We start from the raw sequence: 18,791 nt of genomic DNA on the forward strand, positions 1-18,791 counted from the left end.
CAAAACAGTTATCGATTTTGCTATTTGTACCCTTAACTTATAAGGCTCTAGAGGTTTTTAGAAAATTGGATTGTTATTTAAAATTCTCTGTTTATTTAAAATACGGATCTAATATATTTTCAATACGATAGGATTTATCGTTTTTTTAACAAAATTATAAAATGTAGATTATTCTGAAGAATAATGCGTGTGTACAATATTTGAACTTTTTAATCCCTTTATTATCAATCTATTGCACTATATATGTTGCTTAATGAAAATATACAATATTTACAAGCCTATTCTATAGGTGTAGTATTTTTAATGATTTATTATTATTTTCACTAAACAACAAGGATCTGTTTATGCACTTATATGAGGAACAGTTTTTAGAAGAGCATGATTACCCACGAGTTTCTAAACCTACAAAAGTGCTTATTATCGCATCAACTGAACGTTGTGGTAGTCATATGCTTGGTCATGCTTTACATAATACGCATGCGTTCGGTTTTCCCCTAGAATATGCCAATCCTGCTAATTTAAAAAAATGGAAAGAAAAATTTAAAACCGATGATTTTTATGAGGTTTTAGATGAGATACAAAAACGCAGAACATCACCCAATGGGGTATTTGGAATAAAGTTACATTATCAGCACATTGAAGAATTTGGTGGATTTGAACAATTAGTTAATTATTTTCCTGATGCTTATTATGTTTTGTTATCAAGAGAAAATGTGCTTAATCAAGCTGTGTCTTTATCAATAGCAAGCCAAACTGGGGTATGGATTGCGGGGCAAGAGCCTGTAAACGAAAACCCTGAATATGATTACTCGAGTATTGATAAAAGTCTTAAAAGTATTATTAAAAATAACTCGTCTTGGCGATATTCTCTCGCGGCGAGTGACTGTAATTATATGGAAATGAATTTTGATAATGTCAAAAATAATTTGGATAAGACTATTTCTGATATAGCTAAATTTATGGGTGTTTCAGTAAATGTTGAAGATATACCTACTGAACAAGTTACGAGTAAACAAAGTAATAAGCTAAACAAAGAATGGGAAGAACGTTTTTGCTCAGAGTTTAACTTATCAAGTAAATTAATTCCTGAACAAAAACCTGAACTTATAAAAAAGATTAAGAAAAAGGTTAAGAAAGTGTTGTCTTAATTTGTATATTTATAGGTTAAGCGATTTTTTCCTCGTGCTTTTTATATTTAATGGCCCATTAGTAAAAATATACTAGTGGGCCAATTTAATGATAGTCACTTTTAGATAAACCTTTACTTCTCTAATAGCTCTTTTCTTACTATTTCCGCGCCTTTACTCAATGCGTTAAGCTTAGCGTTCGCAACTTCGCGCGAAAGCGGGGCCATGCCGCAGTTTGTGCAGGGGTAGAGTTTGTCGGCATCTACAAACTGTAGGGCTTTGCGTAAAGTAGCGGCTACTTCTTCAGGTGTTTCTATTTCATTGGTGGCAACATCAATAGCGCCTACCATGACTTTTTTACCTCTGATCAGTTCAAGTAAGTCCATAGGTACGTGTGAGTTGTGACACTCAAGTGAGATAATACCAATATTTGATTGCTGTAATTTAGGAAAAGCTTCTTCGTACTGGCGCCATTCATTGCCGAGTGTTTTTTTCCAATCGGTGTTGGCTTTAATGCCGTAGCCATAACAAATATGCACAGCAGTTTCGCATTTTAACCCTTCAATTGCGCGTTCTAAACAGGCAATGCCCCAATCGTTTACTTCATCAAAAAATACATTAAACGCGGGCTCATCAAATTGGATAATATCTACGCCTGCGGCTTCTAGCTCTTTGGCCTCTTGGTTGAGTATTTTGGCAAATTCCCAGGCTAATTTTTCGCGGCTTTTGTAGTGGTCGTCATAAAGAGTATCTATCATGGTCATTGGGCCGGGTAGTGCCCACTTTATAGGTTGGTTAGTTTGCGAGCGCAAAAACTTAGCGTCTTCTACAAATACAGGTTTTTGACGGCTAACAGGGCCCACTACGCTTGGAACACTTGCATCGTAACGGTCGCGTATTTTTACGGTTTTTCGTTTTTCAAAATCAACACCGTTTAGGTGCTCTATAAATGTAGTTACAAAATGCTGACGTGTTTGCTCGCCATCGCTCACTATGTCAATACCAGCGAGTTGTTGTGAGTGAAGTGCAATGCGCAGGGCGTCTTTTTTGCCTTCAATAAGTTCGTTGTTTTGAAGCTTCCACGGCGACCAAAGGGTTTCTGGCTCTGCAAGCCATAAGGGCTTTGGTAGACTGCCAGCTGTAGATGTAGGTAATAATGTTTTCATAATAAGAGTGACCCTTTATTAAAATAAGGTTAGACGTTTGCTGATGTAAATTGCTCAAGCACTGATTTATACGGTTTTATAAAATGCTCTTCAGCAAACTTGCCTTGTTCTGCGGCTAATTTACTGCGCTCATCTCTGTCGTAAATAATTTGCGTGAGTGAGTGGTCGGCATTTTTTAAATTAGGCTTAAAGGCGTTACCCGCTTTGGCATTGGCGTTATAAATTTCTGGGCGATAAATTTTTTGAAAGGTTTCCATTGTGCTAATGGTGCTTATTAGCTCAAGGTTGGTGTAATCGTTTAGTAAGTCACCAAAGAAAAACAAGGCAAAGGGTGCGGCACTATTTGCAGGCATAAAGTAACGCACCTGTAGGCCCATTTTTTTAAAGTATTGCTCTGTTAACGAAGATTCGTTTGGTTGGTATTCAATACCTAAAATAGGGTGCTGGTTGGCAGTGCGATGATAGGTTTTGTTATCTGACACACTGAGGCATATTACCGGTGGTTTTTTAAAGTGTTGCTTATAGGTTTTTGAGCTTACAAACGATTGAAATAATTTACCATGCAGCTCACCAAAATTATCGGGAATACTAAATTGTGGTTTATTTTTATTATGTTGCTGCAGTAACACGCTAAAGTCGTAGTCGCGAACGTACGATGAAAAGTTATTACCAACAATACCTTCTATGCGCTTGTTTGTTTTGGTATCAATAATATTCGTTTTTAATATTTCTATAGAAGGAAAGCTTTGGCTGTTTTCATCTAAACCAATATCTACAGAAATAATCTCAAGCTCTACACTGTAGCGCTCAGCGGTTGGGTTATCCCAATTAGCAAGAGTGTTAAAGCGGTTGTTGATCATATTTAGCGCTTTTCTTAAGTTTTGTTGGCGGTGTTCGCCTCGTGCTAAGTTTGCAAAATTAGTGGTTATACGGGTGTTTTCAGCGGGTTGGTAGTTTTCATCAAGGCGCTGACTTTTAATATTGAATGTAATGTTTTTACTCATGGTGACTCTATCCATATTGTATATTTAAAACCTGAGCCTTTAGCGTGCTCAAAGGGTGGTTTTGTAATAAACAGGCTTAATGCTTATAAGCGCTGGCCGATGGATAATTTATACGTTGATTGGTGCTTTAATAAAAACGGTTTAATTTCACATAAAACATGAGTTTGATTCATTTATATAAATTAAATGTGTTACTGAGAGAACATATACCTGTGTTTGGGCATGTAAAAAAATAGTGCAGCGTATAATTTATAGGTGCTTAGACGTCTAGAAGTGTTTATTGTGACAAATTCACGTTGCGCATTAATAAAATTCAGGCACGGCTGTAACCCTTATTTTAATTAACGCTTAAAATTACAGTTTTAAAAATTACTGTAATTTTACGGCGAGTTATAGGCACTTATTTATTAAAATAGCGGTTAAAAGGGAGTGGTTTTTAATGCAACAACTAACAATAATACCCGCAGGCATCTATGTGTTGTTCATCTACGCTTAGTTACACTGACTTAACTAACTTGATAATAATAAAGTACATTATGTACGGACACTAAAATAAATGAACAAACTAAAAAATCTCATTACTCAATTTATAGTGGCAATGCAAAAGCGACCAGGGCTATTGGCTGTATTGGCGTTTTGCTCAGGTGTTGCAAGCTATGTAATGGTTGATAGAAAAGAGTCGTTCTCGCAAGTTATTGCCATTGTTTTACTGGTGAGCTGGTTTTGGTTGATTATCGACAATTGGCTACGCGATAAAGTACAAGAGCGCTTTGGGGTAGCTGTATCTCCTAATGTAATGCGCTTTGCACTGCAAATGGTGCAGCAAGAAAGCCTATTTTTTGCGTTACCGTTTTTTTTAGCGGTTACCCAGTGGGATCACCCACAAGCACTCTTTACATCGCTAATTATTATATGTGCCTTCATATCGGTAATAGATCCATTTTACTATAAAAAGTTAGCTAAAAACCGCACACTGTTTACAGTATTTCATAACTTTGCATTATTTGTGGTTTTGCTTGTTACGTTACCTATTTTATTAAACCTAACTACGAGCCAAAGCTTAGCAATTGCGCTTGTAACCTCAGTGCTTATTACTTTACCTAGCTTAACAAACTTAATGCCTGATGCGCGCTGGTGGCGTTTTCCTATTTTAGTTTTAATTTTATGCGTAATAAGCGCTGGGGTTTGGCAGCTTCGCAGTTTTGTTCCGCCTGCAGCCCTGCGTTTAACCGATATTACCTTGGCACATAAAGTAGATGTTGAGCATAAAAAACCACTAGGTAGCATTAATACTCTTGATTTATATACACTTCATCATGAAGGGTTATACACATGGACCGCAGTAAAAGCGCCAAGAGGTCTAAACGAAAAAATATTTCATGTATGGATACACAATAAAAAAGAGGTCGACAGAATTACGCTCAATATTAATGGCGGGCGAAAACAAGGCTACAGAGCATGGACTCATAAAGTAAATTTTCCGCATAATGCTAAAGGTAAGTGGCAAGTAAAAGTGGTAACTGAGTCGGGGCAATTAATAGGGATTACGAAATTTATTGTTACACCTTAACGCTATAAATACGCTGATAATCAACTAGAGATTTGATACGCTGTTTTTACATTACTTAATGGATGAGTGTTATGAGCATTGCTTTAGATATTGTTATGTGGCTAATGATAGAAACCATTTTAGGGTTTATTTTGTACTCTACCGGCTGTGCAATTTTAAACGTATTCACCTTTGGTCAGTTTAAAGCTGACATTAAAGATTATATGAGCTTTAAGGCAAATAAAGCTAAAAACGTTTACCTAATATGTTTACTTGGTTTTAGCTTTTACGCAGCGTTAATTGGTTTTGTTGCTTACATAAGCCAATAACTTAGGTTTATAAGTATATGAAGTTTAATAAGCTATTGGTTATAGCTGGGGTTTTAAGTTTTATAGCGTCACTTTTACATATTGCCTGTATTTTTGGCGGCCCTGATTGGTATCGCTTTTTTGGTGCTGGTGAGCACATGGCGCAGTTGGCTGAGCAGGGAAGTACGTATCCTACCTTTGTTACTTTAATTATATCAGCCATACTTGCTATTTGGGGCATGTATGCGCTCTCTGGCGCAGGTGTTATTTTAAAGCTGCCTTTTTTAAAAACGGCTTTGGTATTAATAACAGGTGTTTATTTACTAAGGGGGATAGCAGGATTAATAGCTCCTTTTGTAACAACCAGTCAGTTAATTCATCACAACTCAATTGTATTTTGGATTGTAAGCTCAATTGTATGCAGTATTTATGGGCTGTTTTATTTATTAGGTACACTTAAACTTTTCCGAACACATACCTCATTAACCTTATAAATTAAACACAGCGAGCGCTAAAAATAGATTTTTCACAGCTCAGGTTAATCAAGTTATTTACTATGTAAGGAGCAACATGAGTCACGATCACAGCCATCATATTAGTCACTATAATCGCGCGTTTGCTATAGGCGTTTTACTCAATCTTATATTTGTCGTGATAGAAGCAGGGTACGGTTTTTTTGCCAACTCCCTCGCGCTTTTAGCCGACGCAGGGCATAACCTAAGCGACGTGGTTAGTTTGTTACTTGCGTGGGGGGCAAATGTTTTGGCAAGTAAAGCCGCTACCGACAAGCGCACCTTTGGCTATAAAAAATCAACGGTGTTAGCGTCTTTAATGAGCTCTGTTTTACTTATGGCTGCCCTTGCTAGCATAGCTTGGCATGCCATAGAGCGTTTTGAAAACCCTCAGCCGGTTACAGGCATGACGGTTATAGTGGTTTCGCTTATTGGTGTGGTAATTAACACCTTAACTGCGTTGTTGTTTGTGCAAGGGCAAAAGCACGATTTAAATATTAGAGGTGCCTTTTTACATATGGCGGCCGATGCAGCGGTGTCTTTAGGTGTGGTAATTGCCGGCATTGTTATTTTATTTAAAAACTGGCAATGGGTAGACCCTGTTGTAAGTTTGAGTATTGTAGTGATTGTGTTTATTGGCACGTGGGGATTATTTAAAGACTCGCTCAATTACGCCACAGACGCCGTACCCAAAAATATTAGTATAGAAAAACTAAAGCAGTATTTTTTAAGTATTGAGCATGTAACAGGTGTGCATGGGCTACGTGTGTGGCCACTAAGTACCACAGAGTCTGCGCTTATTGTTCACTTAGTAACTGACAACAACGCATTAAATAACGACTTTTTAATTGAAGTACAGCACCATTTACATGACCACTTTGACATTGAACACGCCACCATTCAAGTTGAAAGCAGCCAAGGCAGCACAGGTTGTATGTTTAACCATGGGCATGCCCATGGTTAAACGTTAATTGGTTTTAAAAAATTAAACCTGATAGCTTGTAACAACTTAACGAAAAAATGAGTAGTAGCACGGGTAATATAACCACATTTAAAAGTGTTGAGTTGGTGTATTTTCCCATGACTGATTTTTGATTCACTAACCACACCAAGTACGCGGTAATGATGGGCAGTAGTAATCCATTTGCAGCTTGTGCAAATATTATTACCGCAACAGGGTCAAGCCCCAGTGAGGCCACAAATGCACCAAAAGCTAAAATAGTAATGGCGACTGTTTTAAAACGGGTGTTACTCATTTCGCTTGACCAACCAAGCATGCCACATACCGCATACGCACCTGCTAATGGGGCTGTTATTGCGCTGGTTAATCCTGCGGCAAATAAACCAATAGCAAAAAAGTAATGCGCTGCTTCGCCAAGTAATGGCTCAAGTTGCACAGCCATATTTGCTGCACTAATTTTACCGGCATCGGTGCCATAAAACGCAACAGACGCGGTTGATAAAATGGCAAGGGTGATCACCCCACCTAGCGTAATTGATAAACCTGTATCTAAGTTAGTTTGTTTAATAACAGTGTCTTTATCACTTTTAGAATGATCTTGCGCTGCTAAAACACCAGAGTGCAAAAATAAGTTATACGGTACAATGGTTGTGCCAATGAGGGCCAATACCGTTGTAATTGAGCCACTTGGCATTGTAGGTATAAACCCAGCGAGGACTTTAGCCATTGGTGGCGCAGCCATAATTAGGGTAGATATAAATACCAGGCTCATAAGGATCACCAGCAGTATTAATGCATTTTCTACCACTTTGTGCTTACCACTGTATAAAAGAATAGCGCTACACACAGCAATTAACGGCGTCCATATTTGTGCACTTACCCCTGGGAAAATACCAACCAACCCCATACTTGCACCACTGAGGTTTCCGGCTTCATATGCAGCGCTACCCACACCAATTGCACTTATTACTAAAAAACTAGCAAGCGCTTTAAGATAAGGGGTTTTAATGTGTGCACGTAACGCTTGTGCTAAATCTTGCCCTGTTGCTACTCCTAATCGAGCAGCCATAGACTGCAACAAAATAGTGGCAATAACCGAAAAGAGTAATGTCCAGATTAATGCAAACCCAAAGTTTGCACCGGCAACACTTGCCGTTGTGATTGTTCCGGGGCCAATAAATGCGGCAGTTACAAGTAATCCTGGGCCAAATCGCATACTGTTACCTTAATATTTGCTTTTAAATTTAGAACAACGTTTTATTACGTTGAACCTAGATTGCTGCCACTTTACGTGCCATGCAGCGAGAGCCCCACCTTGGCTAATTAACCTTAAACTCTGGGTAATTATTTTAATATGACTATCAAAAAGCCGCGTAGGATACCAACTTATATATAGATTTAAAGAGCCAAACGATTACCTGCTTGTTAATTGCACAATACGCGCGAGTTATATTTATAAATCAGCCATGTGCGTTGTTGGTTTCATATTTTTATCCTACCTTATAGATTGTAAAATGAGCAAGTTACTTAGTTTTTTAATGATGTGAGCCATTTTTTAAATAAATTGTTTAAAAAGGCATCTTTTTATTGCTGAGCTTCGTTAAATAGCACTATTATGCGCAACTTTTTGGTTTTGGACCTTTTAATGAAAACTAATTTAAAAATCTGTCACTTTATCTGCATTATCTCGCTGGCTTTAGGTACGAGTAAAAGCGCTGCGAATGAATCGCTACACGAGCTTGAGGTAGGTGTAGGCGGGAATATAAAAAGCGTTGCACACACTGACCACGAAAATGAAAAATTAAATTTTCATATTCATCCTTTATGGGAAAGCCATTATGTGACAGAAGGGCGCGATAACTTGCCCGGTAGTGCTTTAGCCTCTATTGCGGGCGAAATAAATTACAATGACTTTACGTTTATCCCTTGGTTAGCAACAGGCACTGATAATGACTACGATGAGCTAAATTTAAATGCTATTTATTCAACTGAGCTTGCAGAACACCTAACTTTGTATGCAGGTTACAACCATATAAAAGCACGCGAGGAAGGAGTAAATTCCCATGATAATGAGCTTAGCCTCGATATAAGCTATGCATATGATTGGGATATACATGCAATGGCGAGTATTTACCACTCGTTATCGCTCAGTGGCTCTTTTATAGAGCTGGCAATTACAAAAGAGTATGCATTTAGTGATTTAATGCGATTGGAGCTGCAAACTGCGGCGGGTTTTAATAGTGGTTATGTTAGTGATGGCCACAATGGCCTTAATAACGTAAAACTTGCTGCTAATTTATCTTATCAACTATTAAATAATGTCATGCTATCTGGCTATGCCAGTTACAGCGTTGCAATAAACAAAGATGCTGCACACTATAGCGGTGATGAGCATTTACGCTCCTTATTTTGGGCAGGGCTTGGTGTTAGTTATCAATTTAATTAAGGGGAGATTAGGCGTAAGCATTAAAGCGTAAGTGATGGCCCCCTTATTAATTTTTGTTTATAGTGCTAAAAATTGTGCAAACAAATAAAAGTCTCGCATTTTTAATATGTTTTAGGTTTAAGGTATAGTGGGTACAACACTCAATTAAAGAGGCTTTTATGAAATTTTTAGTTTTTTTAGGCACCGTTAGAGATAGCACACCCCCTAAGCCAGCACGATTAGGAGATCGAGTGGCTGAGTCATGCCTCAAATGTTTAAATCAGCGCTACAGCGAGCACGAGTTTGAGCTTATAGACGCGCTCGACTTTCCTTCAGAGGATGTATTTAAACCTCATTTTGCCTATGCAAAAAGCCAAGCTCCAGCACATTTAACAGCCTTAGCAGATAAAATTGCCCAAGCAGATGGCTATATAATGGTAAGCCCAGAGTACAATCATAGTATGAGCCCGGCATTAGCTGATTTGCTAAACCATTTTGGCAGTTCTTTGTTCTCTTATAAGCCAAGCGCTATTGTCACCTATTCGGCAGGGCAATGGGGAGGATTACGTGCGGCAATTAGTTTACGTACCTTTTTATCAGAACTTGGGTGTTTGCCAGTCTCTGCAATGGTTCATGTACCAAAGGCGCAAGAGGTGCTAAATAGCGATGGTTCAATGCAAGAGGGTGAAGAAGAAAAATCGTGGTTTAATTATTATTCGCGTACTTTTAGCCAACTGATGTGGTGGGCACAGGCGAGCAGCCAACATAGTAAAAACGTAGATCCCCACGCTATGTTAAAAAGTTTTAAAACAGCGCCATCTCAGCGAAATGCACCTTAAAAAATGTATTAAGGTGCGCTTTTATATGTGCACTGTTTTTATATACAGTGTTTTGCTCGGTTAAAACAATAAGCTAATTGATAAGCGGGCTGTGCGAGGCTCAATAGGATGAAAGTGGTTATCTTCTACACCTTGTGCAGGCTCGCCCGGTAAGCGCGAAGCGTAGTAGTAATCTATATCGTGATCGGTACTATCAAATAAATTCAGTAGTTCAAAATCGACTTTCCAGTGAGTTTGTTTATAGCTAATAGCACTATTTACAACCGTTAATGGTTCAGAGCGAATATCACCCGAGTCAGAAAGCGTACGTTTACCTATGTGGCGTACTCTAAATGATGATTGCCACATTTTACTCATATGCCAATTTAAACCTGCACTTGCTACAACAGGTACTGCACCTTCTATGTAGTTGTTGTTAGAGTTTATATCTAATCGTGAATGAGTAAACGAGGCTTCCATGTCTAGGCTAAAGCGTTCATTAATCCAGTAATACGCGCTTAGCTCTAGACCATAACGTTTTGATGCATCACTGGGCTCTGTATTACCCGCATCACCTACAAATAAAAGCTCTGAGTCGAGTCTAAGCCACCATAAAGCGGCGGATAAATTAACGTTTTGATCATCGGCAAAACGCAGGCCTAGTTCAGCACCTTCACTTTTTACCAGTAAATCTACTTTTTCGGCATTTTGTTGGCTAACAGGGTCAATATTAATGGTAGTGCCGCGGGCATCGTTTGAATGAAAAGACTGCCCCCAGTTTGCATAAGCGACTAACAAATCAGTAAGTTTATAATTTAAACTGCCTTTAAAGCTTACTAAGTCATCGTTTGCTTTGCCCGAATTTACCTGTGTGATACTGCTTACATCGGTATCAAAATAGTCGTACCGCACGCCTGCTGTTGCCTCTAATTTAGGTGTGAAAAGTATTTTTGTTTGCCAATAACTCGAATAGCTTGTTTGTTTTATGGCATCTTGTCTTATTGTATTGAGTCTCTCTCGCGCTTTAGTGTTATAAAGTCCTACCTTGTCTATATCGTCATGGCGAACCTCAAGCCCAGCAGTGTGCTGCATATTTAAACCAGCAGTAAGGGAGTCAAATTGATAACTTAGCTCACCACCATAAATAGTGCGGCTATCTTGTTGGTTAAACTGATCGCCATTTATAGGGTCGTTTAAAAAATAGCTAAAGTTAGAAAACAGTGTTAAATCGTAATTTATGGCATAAATACTGGTTATTATATGCTTGCCTTGCCAAACACTTGATAGGCTATAGCGACTCGAACTCCCCCCAAGGGTGGTATCAAGCGACCCTAAGGGTGACGTTATATTTTGTGACACTGCGCGCTGTGGAATTTGATCGGCTGATTGCCATGTGTTGTCGTAGGCCATTGCTGTAATAGATAAATCTCCATTTAAAGCTTTGCCAACATAACGAAGTAGGGCATTTTTTTTATTTACGTTTTCGTTTATATCATCCCATGGGCCATCGTAGCCTTGCCACTCAGCTGCTGCTATTAACTTGGCATTAGATACATCAACTGCACTAAGCACTACTGCACGTTTATAGTTATCTTCACCAATGCTTAGCTCTATTTGCTTGTGCTTTAAGTTATTAGCTAAATTAAATTGCGCACTCCCCGCACTTGAAAAGTCCCCTTGTGTAGCGCTGTATGATCCTTTTTGGTAATTTATAGTTGAAATAGCTTCTGGAATAATAAAATTAAGATCGGTATAACCTTGCCCGTGTCCATGGCTTCGCATATTTATGGGCATGCCCTCAATGCTGGTGGCAAAGTCGGTGCCATGATCTAAATTAAAGCCTCTAATAAAGTATTGATTAGCCTTACCCGAGCCACTATGTTGTGTAACCGCCATGCCTGGAATAAGCTCTAACATTTCGGCGCTTCTGAGCATGGGGCGCTGCTGTATTTCTCCTTGACCAATGATACCGCTTGAGGCACTGATAGACTCGCCAATTAAACCATCTCTATGCCCATAAACAGTAAGGGTCTCTATATTAGCGTAGGTGCTAATGCTATATAACGTGCTCAGTGTAAGTAAAGCTAATCTCTTCATCGCTAAAATCCCTATGTATTTACTATCTAAAATAAGCAGATAATTTAAATACGGCTTAGCTAATCGATTGGATGCAACATTTGTTAGCAAGGTGTAATAGTGCATGTTTAGCACTTGGCTAGTTAGCTTTTTAGGTATTAGTAAAAACTACCTAGTGAGTATTGTAATCTGGCTATATAACACTAATAATCATGTGGCTAACTCACTATTTAACCTATAAAACAAAGAGCCTGTATTGAAAGCCAAAGAAATTCGCAATTTTTATATTAACGAAGAGCAATCTGTTTATTTGCTGTCACATAGAGATGCCAAAAAACACCGTCAATGGCTTAATATTTGTATTAAACAACTGAGTGCGCTTGGGTATAAAAATGTAGAGATGATTGGCTCAGGCGCGTTTGGGTTTGTGTTTGCTGGCAATGACGAAAATGCCTTACCTTGGGTGTTTAAGTTCTCGCGTATTACGCTTGCCCAAAGTGTGCGCGACCGCCTAGAAGACGAAGCGTATATGCTCTCGCAAATTAATAACCCGCTAGTGCCTACCTTTTATGCTTTTGAGCGTATAAAAAAGCAAGGTATTCTAATGATGGCCCGTGCCATTGGAGAAGACCTTGAAAAAGTATCGCTAAAAAAAGGGCGTTTTAGTGCCGCCCATATAATGCAATTAGCGGTGCGGCTGCGTAATGTATTAATTGATTTGCGTAATCATAAAAATGGTTTAACCCCTCAACCTATAGTGCATGGCGATATTAAACCTTCTAACTTAGTATGGGATGAGCAAAGCGATGCGCTGTCTTTAGTTGATTGGGGAAGCTCTGTTTACGCACAGGTTGATAGTAAGGGGGAGCCTATAGCCAGTAATTTTATGGATTTAATGTCGGGAGATTTAAGCACTACTAATGCCAGAATGGGCGATGTGTATTTTATAGGTGATGCGCAAATGTCGGGTGAGCAGTCATCACCACGCTTTGATGAACAAGGCGTGGCTTCTACTTTATATGCACTTGCCTCCGCTCAGTCGTGTCGTTTTGGTGCGCAAGCCATTCCTGCAAGCTCGCTTGGCTTACCCAAAGAGCTTGCCAATGTAATTGATGGCATGCTGTCTAAAAATAAAACCATACGCGATGGCGCAGGCGATTACTTTATGCGTAACATTACCAAAATGGCTCAGGCGTATTTACCTGAGCTTAAAAAAGCGGAGCCTCGTCCTGCTATCCCGTATTGGTTTGGCAAAGGTGATAAGCCCGACACCGTAGTATATAGCTCGCGCAAACAGTTTTTACGACAAGCCGATCATAATCAGCAGCTGCTAGATGTTAACGATGCTCAATTAGACCGCTACTATAAAGAGTTTTTGTTTGATACCGGCGATACCGAAAAAGCCTTTTTGGCCTCTATCAGCCGCCTAGCTAAATACCCGGTAGTGGGTGGATTGAGTTTTCATTGGAAAGATGAGTCGGTGTTTGTTGAGTCATCGCTTATTATGCATGATGAAAGTTTAAAAACAGCCTTTACCGATGCCATTAATAATACCGTGATGCTTGCTCAAGCAATAAGTCAAAAAGGTTTATTTAAGTGTTGTTTATTTGATGCGCGTAAAACCATTCAGTTAGAGCGAGATGGAACCGGGGCGTTTAAGTTTGATAACCTCCCTGAGCTTGATTATGAAGTGGTCAGTATGAAGGCAAACGAAATTGCACGTCCACATTCTTACTTTGAAGACGGTAAAGACCCTGATGAGCAGCTACAACTGCCTAAAAAAGTGATTAGATGCGTGTTTGAGCTAAACCAAATTCATCATACTGGCTGTATTATATTTGAAGCACTGCCAGATAGAATGAAAATACACCATTACTATCGCTTACTCGATGAAAGCAAAGAAGTAGAGTTTAAACGGTTACTTAATAAATTAATGCAGTATGCAGTTAACATTACTGATGTGGGTGTAGCAGGATTTATGAAGCTTCCTTATAAAAACACTCGCGAATTTTCGCTTTGTGAAAAACAACCAGAGAATTTCTTTCCTAAAAATCCAAAATTATTAGCGCAGTAAAAATAAAAAAGGGCAGCTAAATATTAAGTCTGCCCTTGGCTACTTAATTGTTAGTTTAAAACACTGTGCTAAAAGGCGTACGGGGTGTTAAGGCAAACTGATGAGTCATTTTTTGCTGTTTGTTAGTGGCGGTAATGTGGTACTTATTTAAATCAGAATTTTGACTAAATAACCTAACGTTTAATTTTAGCTGTGCGCTTATATCGGGCACTGTATATCGGCCCGTAATCGTTATGTACTCAATGTTATTAGTATCAGTATGCGACACTTCAGGGTTTAGTAATAAGCCCTCTAAAGAAAACTTATAATGATGATCGTTTAAATAAACCCCTCGCATTATGCTTTTGCTGATTTGCTTTTTATGGGCGTTAAATTCATCCATAGATACTTTTTTATTTAAATCATCATCAAGGTTATTAAATGCAGAAATAGGCAGCGAGAGCACTATAAAGGCATGGTTATCAATCACGTTTAATGTTCCGTGTTGAGCCACCATTAAATGTGCATAAACAACCGGTGCTATAACAATGTTGGCCACTAAAATAAGCGCAACTAGTGCTTTTTTATGTATTTTCATCATGCTCACTTTGCCTATAAGTAAATTTATAGCTCGCCTTTAACACAGCGTTGAAAAAACGGATAAGTATCGGTTGCATAGTAATGGTATATGCCTTGTGGAAATTCAGGGGTAACACCAAAGCGCCCGTTACACTCATCTAAATCGCCAGAGCCAGCTACATACTCCCAATCTTGTGCAAAAGTTCCTAGTGGATAAATCTCGGTAGAAGGGCGGTTATCGCTTACCGTAATAATATGTTGGTAGCTACCAGTCATGACTTTAAGTGACGAACTTGCATCATCTGCGGTGCTATAGCCATAACGCGCATAAATAGGAAACCCATCAGCCGCCCATGCAATTAGAGTCATTGTTGAGCTGTTGCCGCCTCTAAGGGAGATAAATCCCTCAGGCATGCCATGATAATGATATGTGCCATCGGGCTGTACGTGTGCGTTGTTATCGTCAGTACCAAAACTAAAGATATCTTGGCTTAGTGCTTCAATACTCCAGTTGCCACTGTTATCGCCAAGCGAGCAATTATCGCCAGAGTCATCACAACTGCCGCCGGTACCTGCGTCAATTTTAACGCCATTTAATACTATGCCTAACACGCCTCGAGGGCCGCCCATTAAGGTTGCTGTATCGCTTTGTATAGGCGTTAACGTAAAGCTCTCACTCACAGTTTGCTCAGAAATGGTGTTTGGATTGTCGGGGTTAGGAAACGTGCCCACATCATGATCTGGAATGCCATTAGCAACTACATCGCGTGTTGTACCTGTGCATGCCCAATCAGCAGAGCTGGTGGTTTGCACTGATGTTGAGTCGTTGTATTCATTGTAACTGTATTCACATAGCACTTGCTCGGTTGAGCTGGTGCCACTTGTTGCTGTTGTACTTTCACTGCTTGAACTTGTACTTTCATCAGAGGCAGTTGTTAGGTTTTGCTCATCACTGCCACATGCAACAAGAGAAGAAATTGCTGCGCTTAATAACGAAATTTTTAATAGTTTAACTTTATTACAGAGAGTGTGATTCATCATACACAGCCAATTAAGTACTAATTGACGCTATTTTTGATCTCAAATGTGCAAGCAATGTGCAAAAATAAATCAACATTGAGTATGTTTGTTAATCAGGTGATTTTACTTAAGCTGCATGTATTATAAAATCAGTGCATTAACAGCCTAAAGTAAAGAATGGTGTAATGGCAAAATCAAAACCTGAGGTGTCGATTCAAAGTTATGGGATTTATTCTACCTGGGATAGCAAAAGTAAAGCATTGCCTCAAATTGAGCAGTTTACAACCAATGTAATTGCCAAGCTTGATGTTGAATTTGGTTTAATAATTAATATCAAAAAAGCAAAAGGCGAAAAACTTCACTTTTGCATCTATCACCCCGATATTCCAGACAGTAATGGCGAAATAATGCCGCCCTTTGAAGGCGTTGAATACATTAAAGAGAACGACTGGCAGTTTTATTTAGGTGATACGCTGTGGGAGCCTATTGAAAATAAATTAGGTGATTGGCGAATGACACTCACCCTAAATAATAAAATTATTGCCGATAAAACATTTAACGTTGCACTTGAAGAGCAAGGCTCTGTTAATGATTTTTGGCGTAAACGAGGTTACTAAGCCTTAAAATTGCAGGGCTAAAAAAAGCCAATATACATTGGCTTTAAAAATATAACTTAACCTGAACTCTGGTTAAGAGATAGACCAACATAATTTATCATGATGATCTTTAAGCTTAATTCTCTAGCCAGCGGTTTTCGGTGAAAACAAGGCGAATTTACGCGTCAATAGCTAGCCTATTGCAAGTAAATTCAACGCTGTTAGCGCTGAAAATAGCTGCTAGAGATAGATTTATTATCCAGAGTTGAGGTTAACTTAGTTACCCCACGGGTTAGTTGCATTTGAGCGTTGTTTTCGTGCCCTTGCGCGTTGTTTAGTGGCCTTTTTTTCCATAATTCGCTTTGCATCACTAAAACTTAATTCGCACGGCTCCCCCGGTTTATGATCCGCAGGAATAACTCTATCTCGTGGTGGTAACTCGTATTGCACATCGTCGGGTTTAGGTAAGTTTTTAAGGCGGTATAGGTAAAAGTTATCTACCTTTTCTTGTGCCCATTGTGTTTTACGTAAAAACTTAACCGCCGATTTTACATCTGGGTTGTTTTTAAAACAGTTTAATTGCAAATAAGCGTGTAGTAGCTCCCACCCATATTGCTCAACCAGTTCTTCAACCACTTGCTCTAATTTTACGCCTTGCAGTGGGTTATTACTGTAAAGATCTTGGTTGCTCATAGGTGTTGCCTCATTAATAAAAATACAAATGCCATTATAAATTTAATAACGAGGCTTTAATAGATAAAATTGCTTAACTTTGGCAATTAACAACTACGCGGCCGCGAATTTTACCTTCCATAAGTTGCTCGGCATTTTCGATTACTTGCTCAAGTGTAATTTCGGTTGAAATTTTATCAAGGTAATCGGCTTTTATTAAGCTTGCTAGTCTGTCCCATGCTTCTACTCTGTCTTTTTTAGGGCGCATAACGCTGTCTATACCAATTAAAGATATACCACGTAAAATAAAGGGCGCTACAGAGGCGGGTAAATCCATGCCTTGGGCTAAACCACACGCAGTAACCACGCCACCGTATTTAAGCGATGCACAAATATTAGCAAGTGTGTGGCTGCCTACCGAATCTACAGCACCTGCAAAGCGCTCTTTTTGAAGTGGCTTACCTGGGTTTGAAAGCTCATCTCGGCTGATAATTTGTGACGCACCTAGCTCTTTTAAGTAATCGCTTTGCTCCATTCTTCCTGTGGCAGCGGTTACGTTATAGCCCAGCTGATTTAATAAATAAATGGCAAAGCTGCCAACACCGCCGTTTGCACCGGTCACTAATATTTCGCCATCACTTGGAGTGATGCCTTGTTTTTCTAGGGCAATAACACTCAGCATTGCTGTGTAGCCTGCGGTGCCAATTTGCATTGCTTGTTTTGGCGAAAGCGCTGCAGGGAGGGGTATTAACCAATCACTATTAAGCGATGCCTTTTGTGCAAGACCACCCCAGTGTTTTTCGCCCACACCAAAGCCATTTAAAATTACATTATCGCCAACAGTAAATTCATCGGTACTTGTTTCACTTACTGTGCCCACTAAATCGATGCCTGGCACCATAGGAAAACTGCGCACAACAGGGCCTTTACCTGTAATGGCTAACCCATCTTTGTAATTGAGTGTGCTGTAAAGTACATCAAGTTGCACGTTTTGATCTGGTAGGTCACTTTGCTGCACTTCACTAAGCGCCGCAGCGTAGTTTTCGTCTTTCGTAATTACAATAGCTTTAACTGAGTTACTCATAACATATCCTTTTAGACCGATCGGTTTTTAATGGCTAAATAAAATGCGCACTAGGTAAGTAATGCGCGTAAAAACATTTCTGTATACAACGTAAGGGGTTTACTTGATTGGGTAAGTTTAGCTCGCATAACGGCGCCTTCCCAGCCAATCCAAAAATATTCACTCATAAGCTGCGTATCAACAGTTTTAGCAATCGTGCCTTGTTGCTGTGCTTCATTTAAACACAGCTCAACTTGCTGCTGCCATGCTACGTAGCTTTGTAGTAGGCGGATTTTAAATTCATCACTTAAATGATTTAGCTCTTGATTTAAATTGCCGACCAAACAACCGCGTTTGTACTGGTATTTTTGCATGCCCATAATGGCGCTTTGCGTAAAGTGAATTAAGCGCTCGAGGGGCGGTGTATTGCTATCGGTTAAATATTTTTTGAGCTTAGTAATAAAGTAGTCATCGTAGGCATTTACTAAGGCAATACCAAACGCTTCTTTACTTTTAAAGTAATGATAAAACGAGCCTTTAGGCACGCCGGCTTTTTTTAAAATGGTATCAAGGCCAGTTGCGCTAAAACCAAATTCAGTTAAGGTTTCTAGGCCAACCCTAATAAGGTGCGCTTTGGTATCGGCGTTTTCGCGAGGTATTTTAGGGGGTCTTCCGCGCCGTGCAGGTGCTTGAGCAGTATTCATTATAAGTAACCCCTAATAGCCTTTTTAAAGTTAACCCATATTAGACCGATCGACTTTAATTAATCAAGCATAAATACCAATTGTTTAAAAATAAATCGTTAAAGCTGTTTTTTAAACAAAAGGGCAAATTGCAATAAAATCGTCATGATTACATTTTT

Annotated in this window: 18 protein-coding genes; 9 read left to right on the top strand and 9 right to left on the bottom strand. The window is 39.2% G+C overall.

Features of this window, described 5'->3' with window-relative positions; all coding sequences use genetic code 11:
* Window positions 1-344: 344 nt before the first annotated feature.
* Window positions 345-1,148: a Stf0 family sulfotransferase gene (locus CWB60_RS05625; protein WP_138576292.1), complete on the top strand. Its 804-nt coding sequence runs from the start codon at window positions 345-347 to the stop codon at window positions 1,146-1,148.
* A gap of 113 nt (window positions 1,149-1,261) precedes the next feature.
* Here the strand turns inward: CWB60_RS05625 and CWB60_RS05630 are convergent, their stop codons facing one another.
* Together CWB60_RS05630 and CWB60_RS05635 are read right to left on the bottom strand one after the other, a co-directional pair.
* Entirely contained in the window at window positions 1,262-2,293 is a 1,032-nt protein-coding gene (locus CWB60_RS05630) for a methionine synthase (RefSeq protein ID WP_138576294.1), read from the bottom strand.
* Window positions 2,294-2,322: 29 nt separating this feature from the next.
* Window positions 2,323-3,297 carry a DUF1852 domain-containing protein gene (locus CWB60_RS05635; RefSeq protein ID WP_138576296.1) on the bottom strand — a complete coding sequence of 325 codons (975 nt, stop codon included), beginning with the start codon at window positions 3,295-3,297 and terminating at the stop codon, window positions 2,323-2,325.
* Between the two features lie 556 nt (window positions 3,298-3,853).
* Here CWB60_RS05635 and CWB60_RS05640 point away from each other — a divergent pair.
* The 4 genes from CWB60_RS05640 (at window position 3,854) to CWB60_RS05655 (ending at window position 6,630) form a co-directional block, all read left to right on the top strand.
* Complete coding sequence (locus tag CWB60_RS05640) at window positions 3,854-4,867, top strand: DUF5924 family protein (protein ID WP_138576298.1); 1,014 nt, start codon at window positions 3,854-3,856, stop codon at window positions 4,865-4,867.
* 71 nt (window positions 4,868-4,938) lie between these two features.
* The gene (locus CWB60_RS05645) at window positions 4,939-5,175 is read left to right on the top strand and encodes a hypothetical protein (protein WP_138576300.1); all 237 of its coding nucleotides are present in this window, start codon (window positions 4,939-4,941) and stop codon (window positions 5,173-5,175) included.
* Between the two features lie 17 nt (window positions 5,176-5,192).
* A complete protein-coding gene (locus tag CWB60_RS05650) occupies window positions 5,193-5,648 on the top strand; it encodes a hypothetical protein (protein ID WP_055253537.1) in 456 nt (151 codons plus the stop codon).
* Between the two features lie 76 nt (window positions 5,649-5,724).
* Window positions 5,725-6,630, top strand: coding sequence for a cation diffusion facilitator family transporter (locus CWB60_RS05655; RefSeq protein ID WP_138576302.1), 906 nt, complete (start codon window positions 5,725-5,727; stop codon window positions 6,628-6,630).
* Window positions 6,631-6,643: 13 nt separating this feature from the next.
* On the opposite strand, the gene CWB60_RS05660 is transcribed toward CWB60_RS05655, so the two are convergent.
* Window positions 6,644-7,843, bottom strand: coding sequence for an Nramp family divalent metal transporter (locus CWB60_RS05660; protein WP_024032231.1), 1,200 nt, complete (start codon window positions 7,841-7,843; stop codon window positions 6,644-6,646).
* A gap of 429 nt (window positions 7,844-8,272) precedes the next feature.
* Here CWB60_RS05660 and CWB60_RS05665 point away from each other — a divergent pair, with 429 nt between their 5' ends.
* Together CWB60_RS05665 and CWB60_RS05670 are read left to right on the top strand one after the other, a co-directional pair.
* Window positions 8,273-9,073 (top strand): hypothetical protein, encoded by an 801-nt coding sequence (locus tag CWB60_RS05665; protein ID WP_138576304.1) that lies wholly within the window; start codon window positions 8,273-8,275, stop codon window positions 9,071-9,073.
* A 158-nt stretch (window positions 9,074-9,231) separates the two neighbouring features.
* Complete coding sequence (locus tag CWB60_RS05670; protein ID WP_138576306.1) at window positions 9,232-9,891, top strand: NADPH-dependent FMN reductase; 660 nt, start codon at window positions 9,232-9,234, stop codon at window positions 9,889-9,891.
* 60 nt (window positions 9,892-9,951) lie between these two features.
* Here CWB60_RS05670 and CWB60_RS05675 read toward each other — a convergent pair whose 3' ends face one another.
* Window positions 9,952-11,967, bottom strand: a complete 2,016-nt coding sequence (locus CWB60_RS05675; protein ID WP_138576308.1) for a TonB-dependent receptor — start codon at window positions 11,965-11,967, stop codon at window positions 9,952-9,954.
* A 235-nt stretch (window positions 11,968-12,202) separates the two neighbouring features.
* On the opposite strand from CWB60_RS05675, the gene CWB60_RS05680 reads away from it, so the two are divergent.
* Window positions 12,203-14,020, top strand: a complete 1,818-nt coding sequence (locus tag CWB60_RS05680) for a protein kinase domain-containing protein (protein WP_138576310.1) — start codon at window positions 12,203-12,205, stop codon at window positions 14,018-14,020.
* A gap of 55 nt (window positions 14,021-14,075) precedes the next feature.
* On the opposite strand, the gene CWB60_RS05685 is transcribed toward CWB60_RS05680, so the two are convergent.
* Both CWB60_RS05685 and CWB60_RS05690 read right to left on the bottom strand, forming a co-directional pair.
* On the bottom strand, window positions 14,076-14,600 hold the full coding sequence (locus CWB60_RS05685; protein ID WP_138576312.1) for a hypothetical protein: 525 nt from the start codon (window positions 14,598-14,600) through the stop codon (window positions 14,076-14,078).
* A gap of 23 nt (window positions 14,601-14,623) precedes the next feature.
* Window positions 14,624-15,616, bottom strand: coding sequence for a YHYH protein (locus CWB60_RS05690; protein ID WP_138576524.1), 993 nt, complete (start codon window positions 15,614-15,616; stop codon window positions 14,624-14,626).
* A gap of 167 nt (window positions 15,617-15,783) precedes the next feature.
* Between CWB60_RS05690 and CWB60_RS05695 the strand changes: the two genes are divergently transcribed.
* A complete protein-coding gene (locus tag CWB60_RS05695; protein ID WP_138576314.1) occupies window positions 15,784-16,215 on the top strand; it encodes a DUF3859 domain-containing protein in 432 nt (143 codons plus the stop codon).
* A gap of 255 nt (window positions 16,216-16,470) precedes the next feature.
* Here the strand turns inward: CWB60_RS05695 and CWB60_RS05700 are convergent, their stop codons facing one another.
* The 3 genes from CWB60_RS05700 to acuR all read right to left on the bottom strand — a co-directional run bounded on the left by CWB60_RS05700 (window position 16,471) and on the right by acuR (window position 18,633).
* Complete coding sequence (locus tag CWB60_RS05700) at window positions 16,471-16,887, bottom strand: VF530 family protein (protein WP_004586518.1); 417 nt, start codon at window positions 16,885-16,887, stop codon at window positions 16,471-16,473.
* Window positions 16,888-16,960: 73 nt separating this feature from the next.
* A complete protein-coding gene (gene acuI / locus CWB60_RS05705; protein WP_138576316.1) occupies window positions 16,961-17,950 on the bottom strand; it encodes an acrylyl-CoA reductase (NADPH) in 990 nt (329 codons plus the stop codon).
* Window positions 17,951-18,000: 50 nt separating this feature from the next.
* On the bottom strand, window positions 18,001-18,633 hold the full coding sequence (gene acuR, locus CWB60_RS05710; protein ID WP_054982497.1) for an acrylate utilization transcriptional regulator AcuR: 633 nt from the start codon (window positions 18,631-18,633) through the stop codon (window positions 18,001-18,003).
* Window positions 18,634-18,791: the final 158 nt, after the last annotated feature.

The sequence above is a fragment of the Pseudoalteromonas sp. S327 genome (genome assembly GCF_005886415.1).
Taxonomy (GTDB): Bacteria; Pseudomonadota; Gammaproteobacteria; order Enterobacterales; family Alteromonadaceae; genus Pseudoalteromonas; species Pseudoalteromonas atlantica.